Origin of the sequence: Bartonella sp. CE47NXGY, from assembly GCF_042195415.1 — a bacterium.
GTDB lineage: Bacteria > Pseudomonadota > Alphaproteobacteria > Rhizobiales > Rhizobiaceae > Bartonella.
Genome location: NZ_JBHIOI010000003.1, coordinates 113,112 through 139,515 on the forward strand (window position 1 = coordinate 113,112; position 26,404 = coordinate 139,515).

Annotated in this window: 21 protein-coding genes and 2 tRNA genes; 10 read left to right on the forward strand and 13 right to left on the reverse strand. The window is 36.7% G+C overall.

Translation table 11 applies throughout. The annotated features are described in order from the left end of the window. The first annotated feature begins 37 nt into the window (after positions 1–37). Both aspS and parC read left to right on the forward strand, forming a co-directional pair. Positions 38–1,831, forward strand: a complete 1,794-nt coding sequence (aspS, locus tag ACFIL3_RS02445) for an aspartate--tRNA ligase (protein WP_375611540.1) — start codon at positions 38–40, stop codon at positions 1,829–1,831. 777 nt (positions 1,832–2,608) lie between these two features. Next, on the forward strand, positions 2,609–4,858 hold the full coding sequence (parC, locus tag ACFIL3_RS02450; RefSeq protein ID WP_375627792.1) for a DNA topoisomerase IV subunit A: 2,250 nt from the start codon (positions 2,609–2,611) through the stop codon (positions 4,856–4,858). A 467-nt stretch (positions 4,859–5,325) separates the two neighbouring features. Here parC and ACFIL3_RS02455 read toward each other — a convergent pair whose 3' ends face one another. The 10 genes from ACFIL3_RS02455 to rpe all read right to left on the reverse strand — a co-directional run bounded on the left by ACFIL3_RS02455 (position 5,326) and on the right by rpe (position 14,430). Next, on the reverse strand, positions 5,326–6,582 hold the full coding sequence (locus ACFIL3_RS02455; RefSeq protein WP_375611542.1) for a multidrug effflux MFS transporter: 1,257 nt from the start codon (positions 6,580–6,582) through the stop codon (positions 5,326–5,328). 71 nt (positions 6,583–6,653) lie between these two features. Then, positions 6,654–6,986: a Grx4 family monothiol glutaredoxin gene (grxD, locus tag ACFIL3_RS02460; protein WP_375606638.1), complete on the reverse strand. Its 333-nt coding sequence runs from the start codon at positions 6,984–6,986 to the stop codon at positions 6,654–6,656. 98 nt (positions 6,987–7,084) lie between these two features. Continuing rightward, positions 7,085–7,318 (reverse strand): BolA/IbaG family iron-sulfur metabolism protein, encoded by a 234-nt coding sequence (locus ACFIL3_RS02465; RefSeq protein WP_375611543.1) that lies wholly within the window; start codon positions 7,316–7,318, stop codon positions 7,085–7,087. A 58-nt stretch (positions 7,319–7,376) separates the two neighbouring features. Further along, the gene (purL, locus tag ACFIL3_RS02470) at positions 7,377–9,587 is read right to left on the reverse strand and encodes a phosphoribosylformylglycinamidine synthase subunit PurL (RefSeq protein WP_375681811.1); all 2,211 of its coding nucleotides are present in this window, start codon (positions 9,585–9,587) and stop codon (positions 7,377–7,379) included. 293 nt (positions 9,588–9,880) lie between these two features. Beyond that, complete coding sequence (gene purQ / locus ACFIL3_RS02475) at positions 9,881–10,552, reverse strand: phosphoribosylformylglycinamidine synthase subunit PurQ (protein WP_375613086.1); 672 nt, start codon at positions 10,550–10,552, stop codon at positions 9,881–9,883. 11 nt (positions 10,553–10,563) lie between these two features. Beyond that, entirely contained in the window at positions 10,564–10,803 is a 240-nt protein-coding gene (gene purS, locus ACFIL3_RS02480) for a phosphoribosylformylglycinamidine synthase subunit PurS (protein ID WP_375613085.1), read from the reverse strand. Positions 10,804–10,881: 78 nt separating this feature from the next. Further along, complete coding sequence (purC, locus tag ACFIL3_RS02485) at positions 10,882–11,646, reverse strand: phosphoribosylaminoimidazolesuccinocarboxamide synthase (protein WP_375613149.1); 765 nt, start codon at positions 11,644–11,646, stop codon at positions 10,882–10,884. Positions 11,647–11,819: 173 nt separating this feature from the next. Next, on the reverse strand, positions 11,820–12,368 hold the full coding sequence (locus tag ACFIL3_RS02490; RefSeq protein ID WP_375611547.1) for an RBBP9/YdeN family alpha/beta hydrolase: 549 nt from the start codon (positions 12,366–12,368) through the stop codon (positions 11,820–11,822). 68 nt (positions 12,369–12,436) lie between these two features. Then, a complete protein-coding gene (gene purB, locus ACFIL3_RS02495; RefSeq protein ID WP_375627804.1) occupies positions 12,437–13,744 on the reverse strand; it encodes an adenylosuccinate lyase in 1,308 nt (435 codons plus the stop codon). Then, positions 13,744–14,430, reverse strand: a complete 687-nt coding sequence (rpe, locus tag ACFIL3_RS02500; protein ID WP_375627790.1) for a ribulose-phosphate 3-epimerase — start codon at positions 14,428–14,430, stop codon at positions 13,744–13,746. Before rpe ends, purB begins: the two co-directional genes overlap by 1 nt. Before the next feature lie 146 nt (positions 14,431–14,576). On the opposite strand from rpe, the gene ACFIL3_RS02505 reads away from it, so the two are divergent. Both ACFIL3_RS02505 and dksA read left to right on the forward strand, forming a co-directional pair. Beyond that, positions 14,577–15,116 carry a flavin reductase gene (locus ACFIL3_RS02505; protein WP_375611549.1) on the forward strand — a complete coding sequence of 180 codons (540 nt, stop codon included), beginning with the start codon at positions 14,577–14,579 and terminating at the stop codon, positions 15,114–15,116. Between the two features lie 315 nt (positions 15,117–15,431). Next, the gene (gene dksA / locus ACFIL3_RS02510) at positions 15,432–15,848 is read left to right on the forward strand and encodes an RNA polymerase-binding protein DksA (protein WP_015856486.1); all 417 of its coding nucleotides are present in this window, start codon (positions 15,432–15,434) and stop codon (positions 15,846–15,848) included. A 52-nt stretch (positions 15,849–15,900) separates the two neighbouring features. On the opposite strand, the gene ACFIL3_RS02515 is transcribed toward dksA, so the two are convergent. After that, the gene (locus ACFIL3_RS02515; RefSeq protein ID WP_375611550.1) at positions 15,901–16,377 is read right to left on the reverse strand and encodes a hypothetical protein; all 477 of its coding nucleotides are present in this window, start codon (positions 16,375–16,377) and stop codon (positions 15,901–15,903) included. A gap of 218 nt (positions 16,378–16,595) precedes the next feature. On the opposite strand from ACFIL3_RS02515, the gene ACFIL3_RS02520 reads away from it, so the two are divergent. Further along, positions 16,596–19,130, forward strand: a complete 2,535-nt coding sequence (locus ACFIL3_RS02520) for a response regulator (protein ID WP_375681812.1) — start codon at positions 16,596–16,598, stop codon at positions 19,128–19,130. A 281-nt stretch (positions 19,131–19,411) separates the two neighbouring features. On the opposite strand, the gene purN is transcribed toward ACFIL3_RS02520, so the two are convergent. After that, positions 19,412–20,023 (reverse strand): phosphoribosylglycinamide formyltransferase, encoded by a 612-nt coding sequence (gene purN, locus ACFIL3_RS02525; protein WP_375613082.1) that lies wholly within the window; start codon positions 20,021–20,023, stop codon positions 19,412–19,414. Beyond that, complete coding sequence (gene purM / locus ACFIL3_RS02530; RefSeq protein WP_375613081.1) at positions 20,020–21,129, reverse strand: phosphoribosylformylglycinamidine cyclo-ligase; 1,110 nt, start codon at positions 21,127–21,129, stop codon at positions 20,020–20,022. Before purM ends, purN begins: the two co-directional genes overlap by 4 nt. Positions 21,130–21,287: 158 nt before the next feature. Between purM and ACFIL3_RS02535 the strand changes: the two genes are divergently transcribed. From ACFIL3_RS02535 to ACFIL3_RS02555, 5 genes are all read left to right on the forward strand, one after another. Further along, positions 21,288–22,499, forward strand: a complete 1,212-nt coding sequence (locus ACFIL3_RS02535) for an AI-2E family transporter (RefSeq protein WP_375630182.1) — start codon at positions 21,288–21,290, stop codon at positions 22,497–22,499. Further along, positions 22,496–23,185 carry a DnaA regulatory inactivator HdaA gene (gene hdaA, locus ACFIL3_RS02540; RefSeq protein ID WP_375671874.1) on the forward strand — a complete coding sequence of 230 codons (690 nt, stop codon included), beginning with the start codon at positions 22,496–22,498 and terminating at the stop codon, positions 23,183–23,185. The genes ACFIL3_RS02535 and hdaA overlap by 4 nt, the downstream gene beginning before the upstream one ends. Before the next feature lie 710 nt (positions 23,186–23,895). Next, positions 23,896–23,972, forward strand: a tRNA-Pro gene (locus ACFIL3_RS02545). Between the two features lie 89 nt (positions 23,973–24,061). Next, positions 24,062–24,367, forward strand: coding sequence for an ETC complex I subunit (locus ACFIL3_RS02550; RefSeq protein WP_375671875.1), 306 nt, complete (start codon positions 24,062–24,064; stop codon positions 24,365–24,367). Between the two features lie 39 nt (positions 24,368–24,406). Then, positions 24,407–24,483 (forward strand) — tRNA-Arg (locus ACFIL3_RS02555). The last annotated feature ends 1,921 nt before the right edge of the window (positions 24,484–26,404 follow it).

Sequence of the window (26,404 nt, forward strand, 5' to 3'; positions counted from 1 at the left end):
GTAGCGCATGTGAATATTATAATCAAAGGCAAAAAACATGCATCGTTATCGCAGTCATCATTGTGCGGCTCTCCGTAGATGTGATGTAGGAACACAAGTTCGTCTTTCGGGGTGGGTTCATCGTGTTCGTGATCATGGAGGGATTCTTTTTGTGGATTTACGTGATCATTTTGGAATCACACAAATTGTTGCTGACCCTGCTTCACCAGCTTTTAAAGTTATTGAAAAAGTGCGTTCTGAATGGGTTATTCGTGTGGATGGGGAGGTATGTGCTCGTTCTGATGAGGTTATTAATGCAACGCTTCCAACAGGTGAGATTGAAATTTTTGCACAAGAGGTAGAAATTCTTTCAAAATCTGATGAGCTTCCTTTACCGGTTTTTGGTGAGCCTGATTATCCAGAAGATATTCGATTAAAATATCGTTTTCTTGATTTGCGTCGGGAGACTATGCACAAAAATATCATGCGTCGGACTGAAATTATTGCGGCTATGAGACGAGCTATGCAAAATAATGGTTTTACGGAATTTACGACGCCACTTTTGACAGCTTCATCGCCGGAAGGCGCACGTGATTTTTTGGTTCCAAGTCGTGTTCATCAGGGAAAATTTTATGCGTTACCGCAAGCGCCACAGCAATATAAACAGTTGTTGATGATGTCAGGTTTTGATCGTTATTTTCAGATTGCTCCATGTTTTAGAGATGAAGATCCAAGGGCCGACCGTCTTCCTGGTGAATTTTATCAATTAGATGTTGAAATGAGTTTTGTTGAGCAAGAAGATGTTTTAGCAACTATGGAACCTATTATGCGTTCTATTTTTGAAGAATTTGCAGATGGAAAGACTGTGACACAAAGCTTTCCTCGCATTTCTTATGATGAAGCAATGCGAAAATATGGTTCTGATAAGCCTGATCTGCGTAATCCGATCATTATGGAAGATGTTTCTCAGCATTTTTATAATTCTGGTTTCAAAGTCTTTGCTCAAATTTTAGCGAATGATGAGAATGCACAAGTGTGGGCTATTCCAGCTAAAACGGGTGGAAGTCGTGCTTTTTGTGATCGTATGAATGTATGGGCACAAGGCGAGGGGCAACCAGGGCTCGGCTATATTTTCTGGCGTGAAGAAGAAGGAAAATTTGAAGGAGCAGGGCCTATCGCCAAAAATATTGGTGAACAGAGGACTGAAGCAATCCGTATACAGCTTGGTCTTGAAAGTGGGGATGCCTGTTTTTTTGTAGCTGGCGATCCAAAAAAGTTTTCATCTTTTGCCGGAGCAGCACGCACAAGGGTAGGGGAAGAATTAGATCTTCTTGATAGAGATAGTTTCTCTATGGCGTGGATTGTTGATTTTCCATTTTTTGAATGGAATGAAGATGAAAAAAAGATTGATTTTGGACATAATCCTTTTTCCATGCCTCAAGGGGGAGAAAATGCCCTTGCCTGCCAAGATCCTCTTACTATTAAAGCTTTTCAATATGATCTTGTTTGCAATGGTTATGAAATTGCATCAGGTGGAATTCGTAATCACTTACCAGAAATGATGCTTAAAGTTTTTGAACTTGTAGGACTTTCTAAGGAAGTTGTGAAAGATCGTTTCGGTGGTCTTTATCGTGCATTCCATTATGGGGCTCCGCCACATGGTGGCATGGCTGCGGGAATTGACCGCATTATTATGCTGTTACAAGGTGTTAAAAATTTGCGTGAAGTTGCTTTATTCCCTATGAACCAACAGGCGCTTGATCTTTTAATGAGCGCTCCGTCTGATGTTTCTCCTACACAATTACGTGATTTAGGAATCCGCATGGCTCCTACTCACAAAAATAGCTCATAAAGTTGATAATGGATTGGTTTCATCTTTTTCTACGTAGAGTGAAGTTTTGATGCCTTTCAAGAGTCAACGGTGTGTGCGTGTACTGTTTGTGAAATTTAGATAGGCAAAACGCTATTGTGTTGATTCTTTATGAGGCATTTTTATTCCTTGTTTCTATAGTGGCTTTTCCCCTTGTGATAGGTGAGGAAATAATTATAATTGCTTGATCATGAATAAATTAGAAATAAAAGAATTCTATAATATTCGGGAGCCTCATTTTAGTTGAAAAAAATTAATTATCTTTATATGTCAATATATTATTTATTTTTTATTGAAGTTTTTACAACGTTGTAGCAGAGAATTGTGTCTCTTCGTTTTTATGAGAATAATGTGGTTTTCCATTCTATGGACTTACTCTGAAAAGTTTAAATTTCATAAGCTTTGAACATTTTTTGGTTTTTCGTAGAAAAACTGAATGGGGTTGTTATACAATTTATCTTTATAATAAAAGATGATGTTTGAAAGGTGCTTTTGTCATTTCAGAAAAGATGAAATAACTCTTTGTGGGCAGTTAAATTATCGTCGAATTTGACAAAGCTTTCAATAAATTACTTAAGACAAGGGGGGAAGGACATGTATAAATTTTTCAAATTGATATAATTTTCTGTTCATGTTCTAATTGCAGCGTTTGTTTTTATGTAATTGACTTTTAATAAAAAAGTCGACTCATAGAAGATTTCATTAAATAAATCCTATAAAATAATTTCTTATTATTGTGGGAATTGTTGTTTTAATACTATGTCTGATAAAATGAATTTACCTTTTGATAAAGAACATATTGAACCAATAGAATTACGTTCTGCTTTACAGGAACGTTATTTGGCTTATGCACTTTCTACGATTACACACCGTGCATTGCCTGATGTACGTGATGGATTGAAGCCGGTCCACCGGCGGATTGTTCATGCGATGCGTCTTCTCAAACTAAATCCTGGACAGTCTTATGCGAAATGTGCGCGGATTGTTGGTGATGTCATGGGAAAATTTCATCCTCATGGGGATGCGTCTATTTATGATGCCTTGGTGCGCTTGGCTCAAAGTTTTGCTGTTCGTTATCCGTTGGTTGATGGGCAAGGCAATTTTGGTAATATTGATGGTGATAATGCTGCTGCCATGCGTTATACGGAAGCACGTATGACTGAAGTGGCTGCATTGTTACTTGAAGGAATTAATGAGAATGCTATTGATTTTCGTTTAACCTATAATGAGGAAGATGAAGAGCCTGTTGTTTTACCAGGAGCTTTCCCTAATCTTTTAGCAAATGGTTCTTCTGGTATTGCTGTTGGTATGGCAACATCTATTCCCCCCCATAATGTTGCTGAGCTTTGTGATGCAGCACTCCATTTGATTGCGCATCCCGATGTAAATGATGAGGAATTAAATCAATTTGTTCTTGGTCCTGATTTTCCGACGGGGGGAATTTTAGTTGAACCTAAAAAAAGTATTGAGGAATCCTATCGTGTTGGGCGTGGATTCTTTCGCTTGCGTTCACGTTGGCATCAGGAATCTGGTAGCCGTGGTTCTTATGTGATTGTTGTAACTGAAATTCCCTATCAGATTCAAAAGTCACGTCTTATTGAAAAAACAGCAGAGTTATTGCTTGCACGCCGATTGCCAATGCTTGAGGATATCCAAGATGAATCAGCAGAAGATATCAGAATCGTGCTGGTTCCTAAAAATCGGTCGGTTGATCCGGAGCTCCTTATGGAGTCTCTTTTTAAATTGACTGACTTTGAAGTAAGATTTCCCCTTAATCTGAATGTTTTGTCTTTGGGAAAAATACCCAATGTCCTTTCTTTGCGAGAAAGTTTGCAGCAATGGCTTGAACATCGTCAAGAAGTGCTTATTCGTCGCTCTCATTATCGGCTTGATCAAATTGATAGCCGATTGGAAATTCTTCATGGATATCTTATTGCCTATTTAAATCTCGATGAGGTCATTCAGATTATTCGTGAAGAGGATGAACCGAAAAAGAAGCTGATTAATCGGTTTGAATTAACAGAAAATCAAGCTGAAGCTATTCTTAATATGCGCTTGCGTTCTTTGCGTAAGCTTGAGGAATTTGAAATTCGTAAAGAATTTGAAAGTTTGAAAGCTGAAAAAGAAAAGCTACAGAATTTGTTAGCTTCTCCTATAAAACAGTGGAAAATAATTTCAGAAGAAATCAAAAAAGTTCGAAACACTTTTGGGCCTGAAACACTCTTGGGGAAAAGACGTACTACGTTTGAAGAGGCACCAAGACATGATCTTGATGATATTCAACAAGCAATGATCGAAAAAGAACCGATTACTATTGTTATTTCTGAAAAGGGGTGGATGCGTGCTTTGAAGGGACACTTGAACGATTATAAAGCACTTTCTTTTAAAGAAGGAGACAGTTTAAAGTTAGCCTTTCCAGCATTTACGACCGACAAGATTGTGCTGATCAGTACGGGGGGGAAGTTTTTTGCTATTGGTGCAAATAATTTACCTGGAGGGCGGGGACATGGTGAACCTATTCGTCTCTTAGTTGATATGGATGATGAGCACGATGTTCTCACAGCTTTTGTGCATCACGCCGAGGAAAAATTTCTCTTGGTTTCATCTCACGGTAATGGTTTTATTGTTTCTTCTGCAGAAGTGATCGCCAATACACGAAAAGGAAAGCAAGTGATGAATGTGAAAGCTCCTGATAAGGTAAAGCTTTGTGTTCCGGTAAATGGTGATCATGTTGCTGTAGTCGGTGAAAACCGTAAAATGCTTATTTTTTCTATTGAACAAATACCAGAAATGAATCGCGGTAAAGGTGTTCGTTTACAGCGTTATAAAGAAGGTGGTGTTGTTGATGCCAAGACTTTTAATTTATCAGAAGGCTTAAGTTGGCAAGATACAGCTGAACGAATCTTTAACCGTCAAGCTGATGATCTCATTGAATGGATGGGAATGCGTGCGGGCGTCGGGCGTTTGGTTCCAAGAGGATTTCCAAAATCAGGAAAATTTATCAATTAAATGTATTTTATAAATGGGAAAATTCCCTATGGTTTTATGATTGTGTAAGATATTAATTTATAAAGATAATTTATTATTTTTTATATTGAACGAAAGACCTAAAGCGTAAGTTTTTCTCTTATTTCGATCTTGTTCAGGTTAAATCAATCAAAACTGTTTGTTTGCCTATCATGAGATGAGAGACCAGCCCGTCTTCATAAAAACTATTGAAGAAAAGAATAAAAATATTTTTTAATAAACCGTTTCACAGACAAGAGTTGTTGCAACAATAGGTATGTTTGTTTTTTTACATTATACCATTTATGGGTGCTGTCGTGAAATGATTTGATATTTCGAGAGCTGTACCTTTAAACAAACAATGTGAATGTTTAACACAAGAATGTTCTATTTGGAGATGTTTTATTTTGTCTGATAGGTTTATTTTCTTATTGTTCAAGAGAGATGTTATTAATCTTTCGTAGTAATATTTATTCGTTAGGATTACTATGATATTGTCTAAAAAGATGACCACGTTCAGCCCATAAGACGAGAAGTATGGCAGTGAGACTCAGAAAGAAAAATCCTGCTGAGTTTGGGATGGTTGTTTCATCAAATTGTTGGGCAATAAAAAAGCTAAGTCCTGCACCGATAGATGTTTGAAGAAAGCCGGATACAGAAGAAGCTGTTCCAGCTATTTCTCCTACAGGTTCAAGAGCGAGTGTATTGAAATTGGCCATAATACCACCGCAGGTAAACATTAATATACAATATAACGTCATATAAAAAGGAAAAGGGATAACACCACCTGCTAAGATGGACCCAATAAACCAAATGCATGAAGTGGCACAAAAGAGCAAAAGCATAGTATGAGCAATACGCCGCATTCCAAGGCGTCCAACGAGTTGAGAGTTAAAGAATGATGATAGAGCTTGAAATGCAGCACCAACTGCGAAAGCAATAGGGAACCAAAGTCCTAGATTATAGATCCCTTCATATGTTTGTTGTGATGTATTAACGGCGGTAAAGATACAGCCTAAAATAATGGAAGTTGCAAGTGTATAGCAAAGTGTTGTGCGATTGGTTATTACAATCCATAAGTTGTGTTTAACTGAAGAAAAGGAAAGAGAGCGTTGCGCATAAAGAGTTTCAGGCAAGCGCAGTTGAATCCAAATCATCAGTCCTAAACCAATCATTGCCATGAAAATAAAAATATATTGCCAATGTCCAAGCAGTAAAATGATCTGTCCTGTTGCGGGACCAACCATTGGTGCAACAAGAAAAACCATCATAACAATAGACATAACTTCTGCCATTTTTCGACCACTGTAAAGATCACGTACGACGGAAACTGTAAGAACTCGCATAGCAGCCCCTCCAATTCCTTGCAAGATACGTAAAATAAGTAAGAGAGAAAAATCAGTTACAAAGGCACAGCCAATCGCCGTAAATGAATAAAAAGCAAGCCCGAGAAGAATAAGTTTACGTCGTCCATACCTATCGCTTATTGGACCGAAAAATATTTGAGCAATACCATAGCTAATAAGATAACTCGAAATGATATAATGTTGATCATTTTCATTGAGAACATTTAAGCCGTCTAAAATATCGGGCATAGCTGGCAGCATAATATCAACAGCTATAGCGTTAATAGCCATGAGCGAAGCAATAAGAATAACAAATTCTTTATAGCCAATTTTGTTTCTAATCGCATCTCTATGCGTTTGTTCATCGACTGAATATGACATATGGCATCCTTGAAATAAAAATTTCGTCTGAAAACAGCTCTTTTTAAGAGTCTGAATAAAATGAAAGATACCTATGATTGATTACATGGAATATTTTTTTCTTTCAAAAGTTCCTGTAACTCATTGTTTTGAAACATCTCTTTAACAATATCACAGCCTCCGATAAATTCACCTTTGATATAAAGCTGTGGAATTGTTGGCCAATTTGAGTAATCTTTAATCCCTTGACGCAATTCGTTAGAAGTTAAGATATTAATCCCTTTATAATTCAATCCTAAATAATCAAGAATTTGAACAACTTGTCCTGAAAACCCGCATTGCGGAGCGTCAGGTGTTCCTTTCATGAATAAAATGACGTCGTTTGTTTTAATTTCGTTGTCAATAAAATCATGAACAGTGGTCATTTTTATCCCTCGATATTTCAGATTTTTATCAGTGTGTAATTTATATTCATACTGCTTTTAATCGTATTAAATGTGTGAATGCAAGAAGAAATTTTAGATTATTTTGGGACATTTGTTTGCAACATTAAGGCGTGAAGGTCATTTCCCATATTGCCTTTAAGGGCATCATAGACCATTTTATGTTGTTGAACACGGGTTTTACCACGAAAACTTTCAGAAATAACTTCTGCAGCATAATGTTCCCCATCTCCAGCAAGATCACGAATTCTTACAGTAGCATCAGGAATGCCTTCACGAATAAGCGTTTCAATTGCATGGGCACTCATTGCCATCATTATTCTCCTATGTTGTTCATTTTTTATAAAGGCTGTTTAAGAGAAAAAACAATTTTTATTCTTCACCCATAAATTGTGGAAACCAGTTTTCATAGGCTTTTGTGAGTTTGTCTACTGAAAGTGTTAATATCCCATCTATATTAAGAGAAGTACCCTCGACTTGACCTAGCTCTGTTAAAGAAACTGTATTGATTTGTGCACGCTCTTTAAGACTATTAAGAGAGTGAGGTTTGACGGCTAAAAGATAACGTCCTTGGTCTTCTCCAAAAAGTTCTGCATGATGGGGTGATTTATTGCTTAATTTTACTTTGATTCCTTTACCTGCTTTAATGACCATTTCAGCAAGTGCTATCGCTAATCCTCCGTCAGAAAGGTCATGGGCGGCGTGAATAAAACCACGATGTATGACATCTCGAACAAATTGACCATGCTTTTTTTCAAGTTGTAAATCTACAGGGGGGGGGGGGCCTGCATCAATATTTAAAATGTTACGTGCATAGATTGATTGTCCTAAATGGGAGCCGCAATTTCCTACTAAAACAAGAATATCTCCATTTTGCATACCACTTATTGTTACCATTTTAGACCAATCATTAAGAAGGCCTACCCCAGCAATTGTGGGGGTTGGAAGAATGGCTGCCCCATTTGTTTCGTTGTAAAGAGAAACATTGCCTGAAACGATAGGAAAATCAAGGATTCTACAAGCTTCTCCTATACCTTTAATAGCAAAAATCAGCTGTCCCATAATTTCAGGTTTTTCAGGGTTACCAAAATTGAGATTATCTGTAGCAGCCAGTGGTGTTGCACCTGTCGTACTAATGTTTCGCCAGCATTCTGCGACAGCTTGTTTCCCCCCTTCATAAGGGTCTGCTTCACAATAGCGAGGTGTTACATCAGAAGAAAAAGCAAGAGCACGTTTGCTGTTGTTTCCTACACGGATAACGCCTGCATCACCTCCTGGACAAACAAGGCTATTTCCTTGGATAAGGGTATCATATTGTTCATAAACCCATCGCCGAGAACTTTGATCAGCAGAATTCAATAAGCTCAGAAGCGCATCACCAAGATTTTCAACTTTTTTGACGTCTTCTGCTTTCAAGGGTGTTTTTTTTGCCGGCTCACTCCAAGGACGATCATAAACAGGCGCTTCATCACCAAGCTCTTTGATGGGAAGATTGACAACTTCTTCCCCTTGATGAAATACACGAAAACGTAAATCATCGGTTGTTTTTCCAATGATAGAAAAATGTAGTCCCCACTTATGAAAAATTGCTTCTGCTTGCTTTTCTAGTTCTGGTTTAAGGACCATGAGCATACGCTCTTGACTTTCAGAAAGCATCATTTCATAGGCTGTCATGTTTTCTTCTCGAACAGGAACTGTATCAAGATTAAGCTGTATCCCCAGATTTCCTTTTGCTCCCATTTCAACGGCAGAAGAGGTGAGTCCTGCTGCCCCCATATCTTGAATAGCAACCACGGCTCCAAGTTCCATGAGCTCTAAACATGCTTCAAGGAGACATTTTTCTGTAAAAGGATCACCGACTTGAACAGTTGGGCGTTTTTCACTGATTGAAGAATCAAATTCAGCAGAAGCCATTGTTGCTCCACCGACACCATCACGTCCTGTTTTTGCACCCAGATAAACAACAGGGAGTCCAATACCTTGTGCTTTAGAATAAAAAAGGGCGTCTGTCTTTGCAATACCGGCGACAAAAGCGTTAACAAGGATATTGCCATTATAACGCTCATCAAAATTTACTTCTCCACCAACCGTTGGAACACCAAAAGAATTGCTGTAACCACCTATTCCAGAAACAACACCAGAAACAAGATGGCGTGTTCGTGGGTGGTCAGGAGCACCAAATCGCAATGCATTCATAGCAGCAACAGGACGGGCTCCCATTGTAAAGACATCACGTAAAATACCACCAACACCTGTCGCTGCACCTTGATAAGGTTCAATATAAGAAGGGTGGTTATGGCTTTCCATTTTGAAAACAACACATTGTCCTTCGCCAATATCGACAACACCAGCATTTTCACCAGGTCCTTGGATGACACATTTTCCTTCTGTCGGAAGAGTTTTTAGCCATTTTTTAGATGATTTATAGGAACAATGTTCGTTCCACATTGCAGAAAAAATTCCTAGTTCAGTAAATGTTGGTTCTCTACCAATTAACGTTAGGATACGTTGATATTCATCTTCTTTTAGCCCGTGTTGTGCAATGAGTTCTGATGTAATAGTGATGTTATTGCAAGGCTTCATGAGTATTTATCCGTCAAATTAATCGAAATTTAGTATTTTTATTTTTTAAACCTAGCAGCTTATATTATAAACAATAATGTTGTTTAATAATAAAAATATTTATAGACAGTAAGCTGAAGATTTTGTCCGTTTGTTTGGTGGGATTTAAGACTAAAAATGGTCTTAAATAATTATGTGTTTAGAAAATAATATCCATTGTTGTTTGTGAAGAGCTTTGTTGATAGATTTACGATGCGAGAAATGGTATAAATCCTTGTTTTTTTAAATTATGGAGCGCGAGTATTTTTGCAGCATTATCCATTTACTAACTCTAAAGCACTTTGAAAAAGTAAACGACCGTCAGTACCTCCGTGGGCGGGTTCAATAAAGTTTTCAGGATGGGGCATCATACCAAGAATATTACCAGCTTTATTAACAATACCAGCAATATCTTTCATTGAGCCGTTCGGGTTTGTATTTTCTGCATAGCGAAAAACAATTTGTTCATTGTCTTCCATTTGTTTCAATGTTTCACTATCAACAAAATAATTTCCGTCATGATGGGCAACAGGACAACGAATAATTTGTCCTTTAGAATAATATCGAGAAAATTTTGTCTTGGCGTTGACGACTTCAAGCTTGATTTCACGACAAACAAATTTTAAAGAAGCGTTACGCATTAAAGTACCGGGTAATAATCCTGCTTCCAACAAAATTTGAAATCCATTACAGATACCTATAATTGTCGTACCTTCTTGTGCTTTTTCACGAATGGCTTTTAAGACGGGAGTTCGCGCTCCAATCGCACCACATCTTAAGTAGTCGCCATAGGAAAAACCACCAGGAATAATAATAACATCTACATCTGGAATTGTTGTTTCTGTTTGCCAAATTTTTAGTGGCTCAACTCCCGTTATATGATGTAATGCTGCAACCATATCTCGATCACGATTTAATCCAGGAAGTTGAATGATGGCAGTTTTCATGAGCATTTCACTTACAGAAGTTCGATTGTATAATTTTCAATGACAGTATTTGCGAGTAACTCTTCACACATTTGTTCAAGTTTTTTCTTTGCAGTTTCAGAAGGTAGTTCATCAAGAACAATATCAAAAACCTTTCCTTGACGAATAGATTGAATGCCTTCGAAAGCCAAACTTTTTAAAGCACCGACAATTGCTTCTCCTTGTGGATCAAGAACGCTTTCTCTTAAAGTAACCGTAATGCGTGCTTTCATTTTTTGCTTCCTGCTTGTTAAAAGAACCTCTCCTTTGAAGAGGGGTGTTTGTATAAGGTGATGTTTTTTACCTTGTTTTTACTTTACGAGAACGGGACCACTTGGTCGTGTTGGTTCGTTTTCATTCATAATACCAAGACGTTTGGCAACTTCTTGATAGGCATTAATAAGCCCTCCCATATCACGACGAAAACGGTCTTTATCCATTTTTTCTTGTGTGTGCATATCCCATAGTCGTGCAGAATCAGGAGAGATTTCATCAGCAAGAACAATGCGCATTGTTTCATCTTCCCACAGGCGACCAAATTCCATTTTAAAATCAATTAATTGGATGTTAACACCGGCAAAAAGCCCAGAAAGAAAATCATTAATACGAATTGAAAGTTGCATCATATCTTCTATCTCTTGTGGGACAGCCCACCCAAAAGCTGTGATATGTTCTTCCGTTACCATAGGATCATCGAGAGAATCATTTTTATAGTAGAATTCAATGATGGATTGCGGAAGCGGGGTTCCTTCTTCCAGTCCTAAACGTTTAGCAAGAGAGCCGGCAGCAACATTGCGAACAACAACTTCCAACGGAATGATTTCCACCGCTTTAATAAGCTGTTCGCGCATGTTTATACGTTTGATAAAATGTGTTGGGATGCCCAAACGTCCAAGATGGCTAAAAATATGTTCCGAAATTCGGTTGTTTAAAACCCCCTTTCCGTCGATAATTTCATGTTTTTTTGCATTAAAGGCAGTTGCATCATCTTTAAAAAATTGAATGTAAGTCCCTGGTTCAGGTCCTTCATATAAAATTTTAGCCTTGCCTTCATAAATACGGTGGCGACGATTCATCATGATTCTCTATTTATCTTGAGAGGTTTTTAATAACATTGATAAATGATACTATCCTAATTGATAGAATTTCTCAATGATATTGCTATGATACTTTTATAATTTTTATCATTACACGTTTACCCAAAGGTGAAGATACATAAGCGATGAGAAAGAAGATCACCTCTTTTGGATCAAATTTTTGCAAGAAAGTGAGAGAGGACCATAAGCCCTTCAGGCCAAGGTCCGTGTCCGGATTCTGCGTTAATATGGCCAGAATACCCAGCATCAACAAAGAGTGATCCCCAATCATTGGCAATTTTTTCTGCTACTGAAAATTGACAAAACTCATCGTTGCGACTGGCTATGACAATAGAAGGAAAAGGAAGCTTTTGGCGATGATAGGGGCCAAATGTCATTAAATGTTTGGGACGTATTTTTTCATTGGCGACATCTGGAGGTGCAACAAAGAAAGCGCCACAAATTTTTTCTGTATTTTGTACAGTTGCATGAATAACACTGGGAACTCCTAATGAATGAGCAATAAGCATAACAGGCCTTTGAGCTTTTGCGATGGCGGTTTTAACTTTGTTAACCCACTCTTCACAAACAGGCTTTGACCAATGGAGTTGTTCAATGCGGCTGGCTGTCGACAATTTTTTTTCCCAGCGTGTTTGCCAATGATCTGGACCAGATCCTTTGTAGCCAGGAACAATAAGAATATCGAGTTGATTTGCTTTCATGAATTGTTTTCTTTGTTACAACAGATTTTTGATCATAGGTTGAATGGATTTTGGTTTTCTATGTCGCTTTATTGTTCTTCAAAAACACGTTTAAAAATCGTATTGATATGTTTGGTGTGGTAAGAAAGATCAAATTTTTCGCGAAGTTCTTCTTCACTTAAAGCTTTGGTAACATCTTTGTCGTTGAGGAGTTCTTCTAAAAAATCTTTTCCTTGTTCCCAAACTTTCATCGCATTTCGTTGTACAATCCGATAAGAATCTTCACGACTAATCCCTGCTTGTGTGAGTGCTAAAAGAACCCGTTGTGAGTGAACAAGACCGCGGAATTTATTGAGATTTTTTTGCATATTTTCTGGATAGACAATGAGATTTTCAATGACAGATGTGAGGCGAGAAAGAGCAAAATCAAGTGTAATCGTCGCATCTGGAGCAATATAACGCTCAACAGATGAATGGGAAATATCACGTTCATGCCAAAGAGCTACATTTTCCATGGCTGGGAGTGCAAATGCACGTACCATACGGGCTAATCCAGTTAAATTTTCTGTTAAAACTGGATTACGTTTATGAGGCATTGCCGATGAACCTTTTTGCCCAGGTGAGAAATGTTCCTCTGCTTCAAGAACTTCTGTTCGTTGTAAGTGGCGTATTTCTATTGCTAGCCTTTCAATAGAGGAAGCAATAACACCAAGTGTTGCAAAAAACATAGCATGACGATCTCTTGGTATTACTTGGGTGGAAACCGGTTCAGTACGCATCTTCAAGGCTTTTGCTACATGTTCTTCAACGCGTGGATCGATATTAGCAAAAGTTCCTACAGCTCCTGAAATCGCGCAAGTAGAAATTTCTTCTTGTGCAGCAAGAAGACGTTTGCGACAACGGGAAAATTCAGCGTATGCAAGAGCAAACTTGATTCCAAATGTTGTCGGTTCAGCATGAATGCCATGACTCCGCCCAATGGTGATTGTCTCTTTATGCTCAAAAGCACGTCTTTTTAATGCTTCAAGAAGTTGATCTATATCCTCTAGCAAAATATCACTCGCACGCATCAATTGAATGTTCAGCGTTGTATCGAGAACATCAGATGATGTCATGCCTTGGTGGATAAAACGTGCCTCTGGTCCAATGAATTCAGCTAGGTGGGTTAGAAATGCGATAACATCATGTTTGGTAATTGCTTCAATTTCATCAATGCGATTGACATCAAATTTAGCTGCTGCCCCTTTTTCCCAAATGACTTTGGCGGCTTCTTTCGGAATAATCCCTAAGTGAGCAAGGGCATCACAGGCATGGGCTTCAATTTCAAACCAAATACGATATTTTGTTTCGGGAGACCAAATTGTTACCATTGCAGGGCGGGAATAACGTGCGATCATCATTTTTTTCCTTGTTGTGAGAGGATTGCGGCTTGGCGCAATGCACTAATACGTGTTTTGTAAAGCTCTTTATTTCCATCTTTATAAATTGCAGAGCCTGCGACAAATACATTTGCACCAGCTTTTGCAGCTATCCCAATTGTATCAACGGTGATACCACCATCAACTTCAAGATCAATAGGGCGGTTTGCAATCATGCTTTTAACGCGCTTAATTTTATTTTTTATTTCTGGAATAAAACTTTGTCCACCAAAACCGGGATTGACCGTCATGATGAGAATGAGATCTAATTGATCAAGCAAATATTCAAGTACATGTTCAGGGGTGCTTGGATTGAGTGCGATTCCTGCTTTTTTCCCCATTTTTTTGATTGTTTGTAATGAACGATGAAGATGTGGACCTGCTTCAGCATGAATAGTTATAATATCTGAACCTGCTTTTGCAAAAGCTTCTAAATAAGGGTCTACTGGTGCGATCATCAGGTGGACATCAAATATTGCTTTTGTTAATGGGCGCAGAGCTTTGACGATTTCAGGACCAAAGGTGATGTTAGGAACAAAGTGCCCATCCATAATATCAAGATGAAGCCAATCTGCACCAGCATCAACAACATCTAACATTTCTTGTCCAAGTTTAGAAAAATCAGAAGCCAAGAGAGAAGGCGAAATGAGATGAAAATGAGGCATTAAAATCTCCTTAGATTGGCAGTTTTTATCATATCGCTGTGTATACACAAATATTTTTTGTGTTATGACGGAAAAGAAAAAATATGTATTATAGGTCTTTTTATGGAAAGATTGCTTGAAATTTTAAAGCTTTATAAGTGAAAGATATGTCGAATCATAAAACATATTTGATGCCTGAACTTCAACATAAACATACTATTGCGGTTTCTTCTCAAGAATATCGAGATGCCATGAGTCTTTTTGCAGGAGCTGTGCATATTGTGACAACAAATGGTATTAAGGGAAGACGTGGGGTGACTGTTTCGGCGTGTTGTTCTTTATCTGATGATCCTCCAACCCTTCTTGTTTGTCTCATGCGCCATAATTTAAAGAATCAGGTGTTTATGGAGAATGGAAATTTTTGTGTTAATAGCTTGGCAGGAAAACATCGCTCATTAGCGGATGTTTTTTCGAGGCGTTGCAATTCTACACAAAATGAGCGTTTTGATGTTGCTCAATGGGGAGCTTTGCAAACGGGGGCGCCTAGTCTTTCAGACGCTCTAGCGTCGTTTGATTGTCGTTTGATTTGTTGGCACGAACACGCAACCCATTGTGTTTTGATTGGTGAGGTTGTTGCAATCAACTGTAATAAAGAAAAAGATGCTTTGATGTATTTGAAACGTGAATATCACACTTTGCCTTTATAAAGATTTTATTTTTTTGCATTGATGAAATGATTTATTGTTGCTTCATTTAGATTTTAAACAATGTAGAGAGTAGGGGAGGGATGGCTCTGATATCTGATATTAGATTTCCTTCTTTTTAAAGTTTTTCAATAAGCGAAAAAAATGATTCTGGATGAGATTTGATCAAGAATTCAATCTACATAAAAAAGCGATCAAACCTAAACAGTGCATTTAGATATATTCGTCGATTGTTATGAAAAAACATTTTACTCTTGTGTTGATGGGTATTGCACAATATATAGACCGCACATAGCATATGTGGAGGTTTTTTATTGCATGAGCGAAGAGATTGATGGTCAATATCGCCCTAGTGAAGATGAGCCTTTTATGAATGAGCGGCAAAAGGCGTATTTTCGTGCTAAATTGGTTTCTTGGAAGAATGATATATTAAAAGAAGCTCGTGAGACTTTGGAAAATTTGCAGGAAGAGAATGTTGGTCAGCCCGATTTGACTGATCGGGCTTCTTGTGAAACTGATCGTACAATCGAATTACGTGCTCGTGATCGTCAGAGGAAACTTATTTCAAAAATAGATGCTGCTTTAGAGCGCATTGATAATGGGACATACGGTTTTTGTGAAGAAACCGGCGAACCCATTAGTATCAAGCGTCTTGAGGCTCGGCCGATAGCCGTTTTGTCATTGGAAGCGCAAGAACGTCACGAACGACGTGAAAGAGTTTATCGCGATGATTAAGGTTATTGAGATGATAAACAAACGAAATTCGTGGTGATGAAATTGTATATTTTTATTTTTGAGGGGTAGGAATGAATAAAGATGGTTCTTGCCGCCCCTCAATTTCGGCGGTGATGGCTGAATCTTTTACCGCTTGATTCGTAAAAGGAGAGGGACTTTTATCCGATACATCGTTTCTTTCTGGAGGGGCGGAATTTAGATGTGTGTGTGTTTCTCTTTTTTGTATTTTTGATGTACCAGTAATATCGGATTCTACAACCACATCTGTTAATCCGCCAATAAGGAGCAAATGTTCTTTATTATCGCAACGGACTAAAACAAGGCGGCGTGCTCGATCTATAGAAATTACTTCACATAATGCTAATCGTGATAGACTTTTTTTTCTATTAATGCTGTATCTTCCTGTACTTAAGCGACGTAAAAACACGATAATTACGGTAATAGCTGCGATTGTTATTATAAAAAGCAAAAAGCTTATCGTTATGTTTGCAGCAGATACACCTATCTGCTCTGATAACCAGATATACATAGATTTTCTCCCATTTTGGATGGAAATATTATTTTTTATTGAGATAAATTTATAAACATACCCTCAAAAGGTTCACTTATAATGTAAGAAATAAACTTTTGAATATTAAGCGAGCTTATCTTAGATAATATCATAGTATATACTTTATAACAACATAACAACGAATATAAAGGAAGTTTTGTGACATAAGAAATAGCTATAAGCTAAGGCAAAGAGAGATGGATAAAGATTTTGAGAATAATGAAAGATCAGCGTTTTCGTTTCATCGGAGAGTTGTGATTTTTGGTGTTGTTTTTGTATTAGGTTTTCTTTTCATTGTGGGTATTTTAGGTTTTTTTTATCCACAAAACTATTTGCAACAGGCGATATCAATATCTTTTTTGATTCTAGCAATGATCGGTGTTGCAACACTCGTTTTGTGTGGAATGGGAATTTTAAGATATCATGTGTGGTCGCATGAAGATTTTGATTTTAGCATCTTTAATAGGAGCGATGATGCAATTGTAATCTCTGATCTTTCTGGTTTTGTTTATTATTCTAATCAAAACTATCGAAAAATTCTGACCTATAAGCCTGAAGTGTCTTGTTATAGGGTTATTGCGGATCTTCCAGGAGCTGGTGCACTCTCGTACCGCTTAAAGGTTGCAGCCTGTAATAATCTTGCAGCGCAAGAGGAATTAAGAGTAGAACAGCCAATTTTTACTGATTCTACACAAAAAAAATCTGTTTGGTATAATATTTCCATTCAACCTATCAAAAAACAGAAAAAAAAGCTTTTATTTTGGCGTATTGCTGATATTTCGCACTTACAACAAACGCGAGAAGTTTTTTTCTCGAACCTTCAAGAGGCTATCAATCACTTGGATCAAGCTTCTATTGGTTTTGTATCCGTTAATAGACAAGGAACTATTCTTTATGCCAATGCGACTTTTGCAGAATGGTTTTCAATTGATTTAGCGAATTTCTCAATTGGTCAATATAATTTTGATTCGTTATTTGATAGCGTTGGCGCTAAGAGCTCATGGAGTGATATCTGTTTACAAACCAACAGATATCAAAGTTCAGGTTACTCTTTACCCTATAGGTTTTCGTTATGTTTAAATTCACACACGACTTGTGAGAAAATATTCCATTGTCTTATATCTGTTTCTTCTCTCTTAGAAGAGGAAGCCATTTATCGTGTTGTGATCATTCCACAACAAATACAAAAAGAAGAAGATGATCAATTAAAATTACCCAGTATACTAGGAGAATATTTTGATGCGAGTCCTTTTGCAATAGCCGTGGTGGATCATGCAGGGCAATTGGTTCATATGAATAAAGCTTTTTCATCACTCACGGGATGTATGGACAAAGCTGTCAATTTTTATGATGTTATTTCTCGTCGTGATTGTGTGCAGTTAGAGCGTTCTTTTCAGAGAATTGCGACAAATAAAAATTATTTTGTTTCTCTAGAAACTGTTTTAGAAAAAAATGAAGAATGCCATTTACGGCTCCATATTATGTCTGTACCGCCCTATCACGGTGATGCATTGCAAGATTTGCTTATTATCTCTGTGATTGAAACAACCGAACAAAAAACTCTTGAAGATAAAATGATGCAAAGTCAGAAGATGCAAGCTGTAGGACAATTGGCTGGCGGCATTGCTCATGATTTTAATAATGTTTTAACAGCAATTTTAATGTCGTGTGATCTTCTTTTAAATACGCATCGTAGTTCTGATCCTGCTCATGCTGATCTGATCAATATTAAAAATAATGCTAATCGTGCAGCTGCTCTTGTCCAGCAATTATTAGCTTTTTCTAGAAAGCAAACACTTCGACCTGAAGAAGTTGATTTTACTGAATTTTTATCAGATATCCGCAATCTTATTTTACCACTTTTGGGGAATAATATTCAGTTAAAAATTATCCATGGAAGAGATTTGTGGAGCGTTGAAGTTGATCAAGCATCTTTTCAGCGTGTTATTATGAATTTGGTTATTAATGCGCGTGATGCCATGTTAGATGGAGGTATTGTTACGATTGCGACAAATAATATTACAAAGCAACAAAGTGCTGAATTTAATCATCTTGGATTAGCAATTGGCGAGTATGTGCAATTGACTATTTCAGATACAGGGGCTGGTATATCTGCTGCTATACAAGAAAAAATGTTTGAGCCATTTTTTACAACAAAAGAAGTTGGAAAAGGAACAGGACTTGGTTTATCAATGGTTTATGGAATTATCAAGCAGAGCGGTGGGTACATTTATTGTGAAAGTAAAGAAGGTGAAGGAGCAACATTTCATATTTTTCTTCCCCGTTATATCCCCAATATAAAAGGAGAAATTTCTCAAAAGATTGAAAAAGATGAAGAGAAAGATAAAAATATAGACTTAACAGGATCTGCGACTGTTTTATTGGTTGAAGATGAAGATGCGGTCAGAATGGGGGGGGTAAGAGCTCTTCAAATGAGAGGATATACGGTTTTAGAGGCAGCAAGTGGGGTGGAAGCACTCTCTATTCTTGAGGAACAAAAAGGAGAAGTTGATATTATTGTTTCCGATGTGGTGATGCCAGAAATGGATGGGCCCACTTTATTGAAGGAAGTCCGTAAAAACTATCCTGATATCAAATTTCTTTTCGTTTCTGGATATGCAAAAGATGCCTTTGCTAAAAATCTTCCACAAGATGCTGTTTTTGGTTTTTTATCTAAGCCTTTTACACTCAAACAGTTAGCTGTAACAGTTAAAGAAACACTTTCGTCATAAACAAAAATTTATGCAATAGAAAATTGCGTATTTTAAGATTTTTTAGGCGAAATACGAGAGTATTTTGATAAATAGAGCTTATGATAATGTCATAGAATTGAATAAAGAAGAAAAATTTTAAAAATGAACTAAAATTCAAAAAATTACATATTTTGTGCAAAAATTTATGAAGAGATGGACTCTATTATGTCAATATTTCATAGAGATTTTCAATTGTAGATACTGAGCAAAAACTATGTGTAAAGCATTGAAATATGCTGATTAATAGATTGTTGATACACTCAAAAAGATAAAAGCTGTTGTTGCGTATCGACCATTTTGCTCTTCCCTTCAATAAATGCTTTTAAGGCTTCGGGATAGAGTTTATGCTCTGCTTTAAGAACTCTTTGTGCTAAGCACTCAGCAGTATCATGGGGATAGACTGGAACGGCTGCTTGGGCAAGGATTTTTCCTGCATCCATGTCTTCTGTAACAAGGTGAACAGTGCAACCCGTGATTTTTACACCTGCTTGTAAAGCTTTTTCATGTGTGTTTAAGCCTTTAAATGAAGGCAAAAGAGAAGGATGAATATTTAGAATTCGTCCTTCATAAAGTTTTACAAAACGTGGTGAGATAAGGCGCATATACCCTGCAAAGCAGAGAAAATCCGGTTTATATTGATTTAAAATTGTAAAAATATTTTCTTCATGCTCTTCTTTTGTTTTGTAAATTTTACGATCAACAATATGAATAGGTAAGTTATGGTTTTGCGCTTTTTCAATACCGTTGGCACGCGGATTATCGCAAATAACCGCGACGATTTCAGCAGGATATGCCGTTTGTTGGCTAGCTTGAGCAAGGGCGACCATATTGGATCCATTACCAGAAATGAAAACGACGATTTGTTTTTTCATAAATGCAGTACCCCTTTATAAAGTATTCCTTTATTTTGATCTTGGCATTTTGTTAAAATGCCAAGGGGAGTTACAGTCTCTCCTTTTCTTTCAAGAGCTTGTGTAATTGTTTCAGCTGCATGCTGTGCTACGATAATGATCATGCCAATACCACAATTAAATGTTCTTAACATTTCTGTTTCTTCTATTTTACCTTGTTTGGCAATCCATGAAAATACTGCTGGAACATTGATGCTAGAAAGATTAATTTCAGCGCAGAGAGAGGATGGAAGGACACGTGGAATATTTTCAGGAAAACCTCCACCCGTAATATGAGCAAGAGCTTTAATCCCTTCATATTTTCGCATGATGGGAAGAAGCGATTTTACATAAATGCGTGTTGGTGTAAGAAGTGCTATACCAAGGCTGCTTTCGGGGGAAAAAGGGGCAGGGTCATTCCATTTGAGATAATTTTGCTGGATGATTCGTCGAACAAGCGAAAAGCCATTGGAATGAATTCCAGAGGCGCTTAGACCTAATATAATATCACCTTCTGTCAAATCTTTTGAAGGGAGTAGCTTGCTACGTTCGCATGCTCCAACAGCAAAACCAGCTAGATCATAATCTCCCTCTGCATACATTCCTGGCATTTCTGCAGTTTCTCCTCCAATAAGGGCAGCACCGGCTTGTTTACATCCTTCTGCAATACCGGAAACAATCGCAGCTCCTTGTTCAGGGTCAAGCTTTCCAGTTGCAAAATAATCCAGAAAAAAGAGAGGTTCAGCCCCTTGTACGAGTAAATCATTGACACACATAGCTACAAGATCAATACCTACAGTGTTATGGTGACCTACTTCAATGGCAATTTTTAATTTTGTTCCCACACCATCATTGGCTGCTACTAGGATAGGATCCGTAAAGCCTGCTGCTTTTAAATCAAAAAGTCCACCAAAACCGCCAATTTCTGCATCTGTTCCGGCTCGTTTTGTTGCGCGTATAAAGGGTTTAATTTTTTCTACCATGGCATTACCCATATCGATGTTTACACCGGCTTTTGCGTAGGTAAGACCAGCTTTGGATTTATCCCCAGCCTTGGATTTATTATTTGTAAGATCTTGATTGCTCATTGGAGCCTTCCTTTAATGGAAAATCAGGTTTTGATATTATGCAATGCCATGATAGAGTTCTCTCTGCAAGAGATATTGATAAGAAAATAAGCAACTTTTCTTGTACCTTATTTTGAAGTTGTTTATAATTTTTTGTGAAGAATTTTTTAGGATATTTTATGAGCAAGATATCAGATAATCACGGACAGTCCTCTTGGCAGCTTATGAGAAAGAAAGTGAGTGAGAATACATCTCGTGATCGTTATAAGACTTATGTGCCAGCGTATACTCAATTACCTTTGCCGAATAATATGAAAAGACAAATCTTTTTTTGGCTTGGTACGCTGATTTTTTTCATTCTTTTTATGTTTGTTTTTGGATCAATTTTGCTTCCTTTTGTGGCAGGGATTGTGTTGGCTTATTTTCTCAATCCCATTGTTCAATTACTTGAAAAATTTGGTATTCGTCGTGTGTTTGGGACTGTCCTTATCACCCTATTTATTGTTATTACCTTTGTTGCTGCTTTAATTATTTTGATTCCTGTTATTAGTTGGCAAATACAGCAATTTATGAGTGATGGTTTACCTGTTTACATTAATCGTATTCAAACCTTTTTTGTTGAGCATGATTTTGATTGGTTAAGGCGCTATTTTGGAAGTGATCCAAATGAATTACGGAATAATATTAAAGGATTTTTGGGAGAAGGTTCGGATTTTATTACGTCTCTTTTGAATTCACTTTTAAAGTCAGGAAAATCAATCGTTAATATCGTTAGCCTATTTGTTGTGGCACCTGTGGTGGCATTTTATATGTTATTAGATTGGCCACGTATGGTAACAGCAATCGATTCGTTAATACCGCGGGATCATCTGGAAACCGTTCGTAGTATTTTTCATGAAATGGATAGAGCTATTGCAGGCTTTGTTCGTGGACAAGGAACAGTTTGTCTCATATTGGGAGGCTATTATGCTATTGGTTTAACGATTGCAGGACTCAATTTTAGTCTTTTGATTGGTATGTTTATTGGTCTTATTAGCTTTGTTCCTTATATCGGCACAATGAGTGGTTTGGTCCTTTCTGTTGGTATTGCATGGGTCCAGTTTTATCCCAATAATTGGGGGGGAATCATTGTTGTGATGGCACTTTTTTTAATTGGTCAATTTATTGAAGGTTATATTCTTCAACCCAAGCTTGTAGGTTCATCAGTGGGATTACATCCCGTATGGTTGATGTTTTCACTTTTTGCTTTTTCTTCACTCTTTGGTTTTACTGGTATGCTTGTTGCTGTTCCTGCGGCAGCGGCTGTTGGCGTTTTAGTTCGTTTTGCTCTTCATACTTATCTGAGTTCTCAGATGTATTCGCGAAGCGGAAATTCGGAGCCGCTAAAATGAATGGGCGTGAAACGCAATTATCTTTAAATTTTCCTTATGATCCGATTTTTCAATTTGAGGATTTAGTGGTAACGGAAAGCAATCGTATGGCTTTTCAGCTTATTGATCACTGGCCCAATTGGAGCTTACCTATTGCAGTTTTGGTTGGTAAAGAAGGATCTGGAAAAACGCATTTTTCTAATATATGGCTCCAAAAAGCAGATGCTTTCAGGATTCAGCACAATGAACTTGATCAGGCTGTTACTATGGCTTCTTTAGGCAGATCATTTTTAATAGAGGATATTGATACAGGTGAAATCAATGAGACAGAACTTTTTCATTTAATTAACAGTATTAAGCAAGCAAATCTTGATGCACGACAGGCTACTTTATTGATGACGGCACAAACACTTCCTTCCGCTTGGAATTTAATGTTAAATGATCTAAAAAGTCGTCTTAATTCGGTGATGTTCGTTGAAATTAATCAGCCTGATGATGCATTGTTAACAGCTGTTGCATTTAAGCTTTTTTCCGATAGGCAACTTATTGTACATCCAGATACGGTTTATTATCTTGTAAGCCGTTGTGAACGTTCTTTATTTTCATTGAAGCGTGTTGTTGATTCTGTTGATCAGTTGGCATTACAAAGAAAAAGAAAAATAACACGTGCTGTTATTGCTGAAGTTTTAAATAGAAGAAATCCGTAAATACTCCTTATCATGGCTTAATTATTCTGTCCTTCTATTATCGTTTCAATATGTGGAAGACAAGTCATTTAAATTTTCTTCTTTTTGGATATCTATATAAGAGTAAAAAATAATATTTTTTACTCTTATCGTGTTTTTATTTTAAATAGCTTTGAGATTTTATTGTATGATGTTGAATTCTTACCATCTTCGCATTTGAAAATTTTTCTAAAAAGAGCGCTTTATTTTATTTATAATAAAACCTTTGTGCTTTGAAAAAATGTTTGTTGTTTATGGGTTTGGATTGTAGAAGATTCTAGAATTTTTAATAAAAGAGTCTTTGGGAAGATAGAAAAAGAGGGGAAAAAAGCTTAATACAGCTGAATTTTTTGGCTTATGTTCTCTTTGGGAAAGTTTTTCTATGATATTTAAGTCATTTTTTCTAAAATTGTATCTGTGGAATGTGTTTTGATACAATGAGAGCTTGCTTAAAACAGGATAAAAATTATGAAGTCCTTATAGAGAAATTCGTTATTTTTTAATATAGATTGGATTTTCTTACGGAAGTTATTTTCTACTATTTGTCAATAAATTTGTTATTGAGTAGGGGGAAAAATTAAAAAATGTGCTTTTTTGTAAAGAAATGCAACAAAATTAAAAAAAAGTGTGTTTTTCTCTTGCACTTCTGTTGTGAAAATTTTAGGAAATGTGCATCAAGTAAATGTAAATGGCGGAGCGTAGCGCAGCCTGGTAGCGCACCTGATTTGGGATCAGGGGGTCGTAGGTTCGAATCCTATCGCTCCGACCATATTTGATTGAGTGTGTGAGAATGACCCAATTGGGTACGTGTGGTGAGAAACTATCATCCAAGCGTTGTGTAATCTGAAGGAAAAAGGCATGATCGCACGTATTTATAGTCCTGCTAAGACAGCTATGCAGTCAGGTAAGGGGAATACAGTTTTTTGGATTCTAGAGTATGAGCCAATGAAAGCAAAAATGCTTGAACCTCTTATGGGCTACACGGCAACGTCTGATATGAATAATCAGGTAAAGATTCGATTTAATAGGAAGGAAGAAGCGATTGCTTTTGCACGTAAGAATGCTATCTCTTACCGTGTAGAAAAGAAACATACATCGATTCGACGTGCTATTTCTTATTCTGATAATTTTCGCAGTGATCGGCAGCATTCTTGGACACATTGAATTGAAGATGCTATTTTGAATTGAGAAAATAATCAGTTGGGTCCCGTAGCTCAGCTGGATAGAGCAACGGCCTTCTAAGCCGTGGGTCACAGGTTCGAATCCTGTCGGGATCACCATGTTTAAATGATATTTATAGGCTATAAAAAGTTAGAGAGTTTTCCTTTTATTCTATTAGCTTATTTTTCTGTATAATCCCGAACCTTTTTGATGTTTTTTGGTTTATTTTGCTGCTACACGTTTTCTGTTGACTGTTTTAGTATAAAATGATGCTGTTTTCTCTTTTTTCAGTAAAAATTGCTTTTGATTGCTGAAACTTTAGCATTGCATATTCTTGCCGCGTGTTGCTACTATATCACATGCTTTAGGAAACAGATTACAAAAACTCTTTTTTATGAGCTTCTTTTCATCTTTCTGAAAATGAATATTTTATTTCTTAGATTAGATTTAAGCATTGCTGCTAGTGCTGGTGAAATTGCCAAAAAACATCTATTGTGATTTTTTTATTTTTTATGAATAATATTATTACGTTTTTTAGCATGATCTTTGGTAAGATCGATTTTGATTAGATACAAGGCATGATGGATTCGATTTAGAACTGTTTATGATGAGAATTTACAGATGGCACAAGAGGTGGAAAATATCTTCTTGTCTTGGAAGCTGTGATTCATAACGAATTACTTCTTTATAGTTTTTTCGTATAAAAAGATGTTATATGTGCCGTCCAGATAAGATATTGTTTTTTTCAATGAGAGACACTTGCGGACAATTTGATTTAACATGATTGTCACTGTTTCTCAGGTAGGGTTATAGGTTTCATCAATGTTTAGGTTTTCTTAGTCTTATAGGTTTAAGAATGTATACTGTGTATTTATATGAATGAAGATAGATTGTATCTTAGAGTTAAATTTTTAGATTTCATATTTACATTTTCAAATGTTTTTTCTTATTTCTTTATAGTTTGTACATCATGTTAGAAGTATTTTAATATTGGATAACAATCACATTAAAATGTTATGCAGATGAGCTTTGAAGATCTAAACTCACACGGTTCAAGGTGATCATTATTTCAATAGGAATACAGTGTGAGGAGAATGCCATTTTACAGGCTTTGTTTTAAGAGATATCTCTTAGAGCTCACTTCACGCTGGCGCTCGTGAATGGTACAATGATAAATCCATTGAGCTCCATCATCTTTACACTTATGAAGAAATAAGCTGACATTATCATACACTTTGCCTATTTGTCAGCCTCCGATGTTGCAATAGATCTCAGCACTTGAGGCATTTATCGGCATTTTTGTGCTTTTTTATACAATTTTTACTTAATATTAATTCCTCTTATGACGTGTAAGAGAGACGGTTTTGTTTAATTCAATATAAATAGGTTTGAAATAAGAAAACATTACGATATTCGGATTTCTCATTCAACATGGCAAACAATAAAACATGATTATAAATCAAATGTATTTTTAGAATGAAAAAAATTGCTTTTATCGTGTTTTTTACTCTTTTTAATATTTTATTATAATCTGTAATTGGTAAACTCAAAATACAGCTCTAAGGTTAAGTGTTTTATATCTATCGAAGTGACTGTGGTTATATCTAACTGTTTGGACAACAAGTTGTATACCAATAGACATGAAAGAATTAAGAAAAACAGGGGATAGATCAGGAAACAAACAATATTTTTTAGAACGGAAGCCTATGCTTGTGGAAAGAATTTTAAAATCAAACTTCTAATCTGTTGCAAAATGAGGCTGTTATTACGTTTGTGATACTTTTAGATGGCTTCCCCTAAGAGGCGCTATCAGAACGTAAAAAATATTAGAAACACTCCGTAAAGTATGCCCTTTGTAGAGGCATATTGCAAAATCTTATTTCCGAATCTTTATTTACGCATCCCGTACCTTGGAAGAATTCAATAATTTATTTATACTATAAAGTTGAATGGTGGGCGTGACAGGCAAATAAAAAGCAAGTAAAATAAAATAGTTATGTCTAATATAAGGGAATAGGTGAATCTTGATTCTATTGAGTT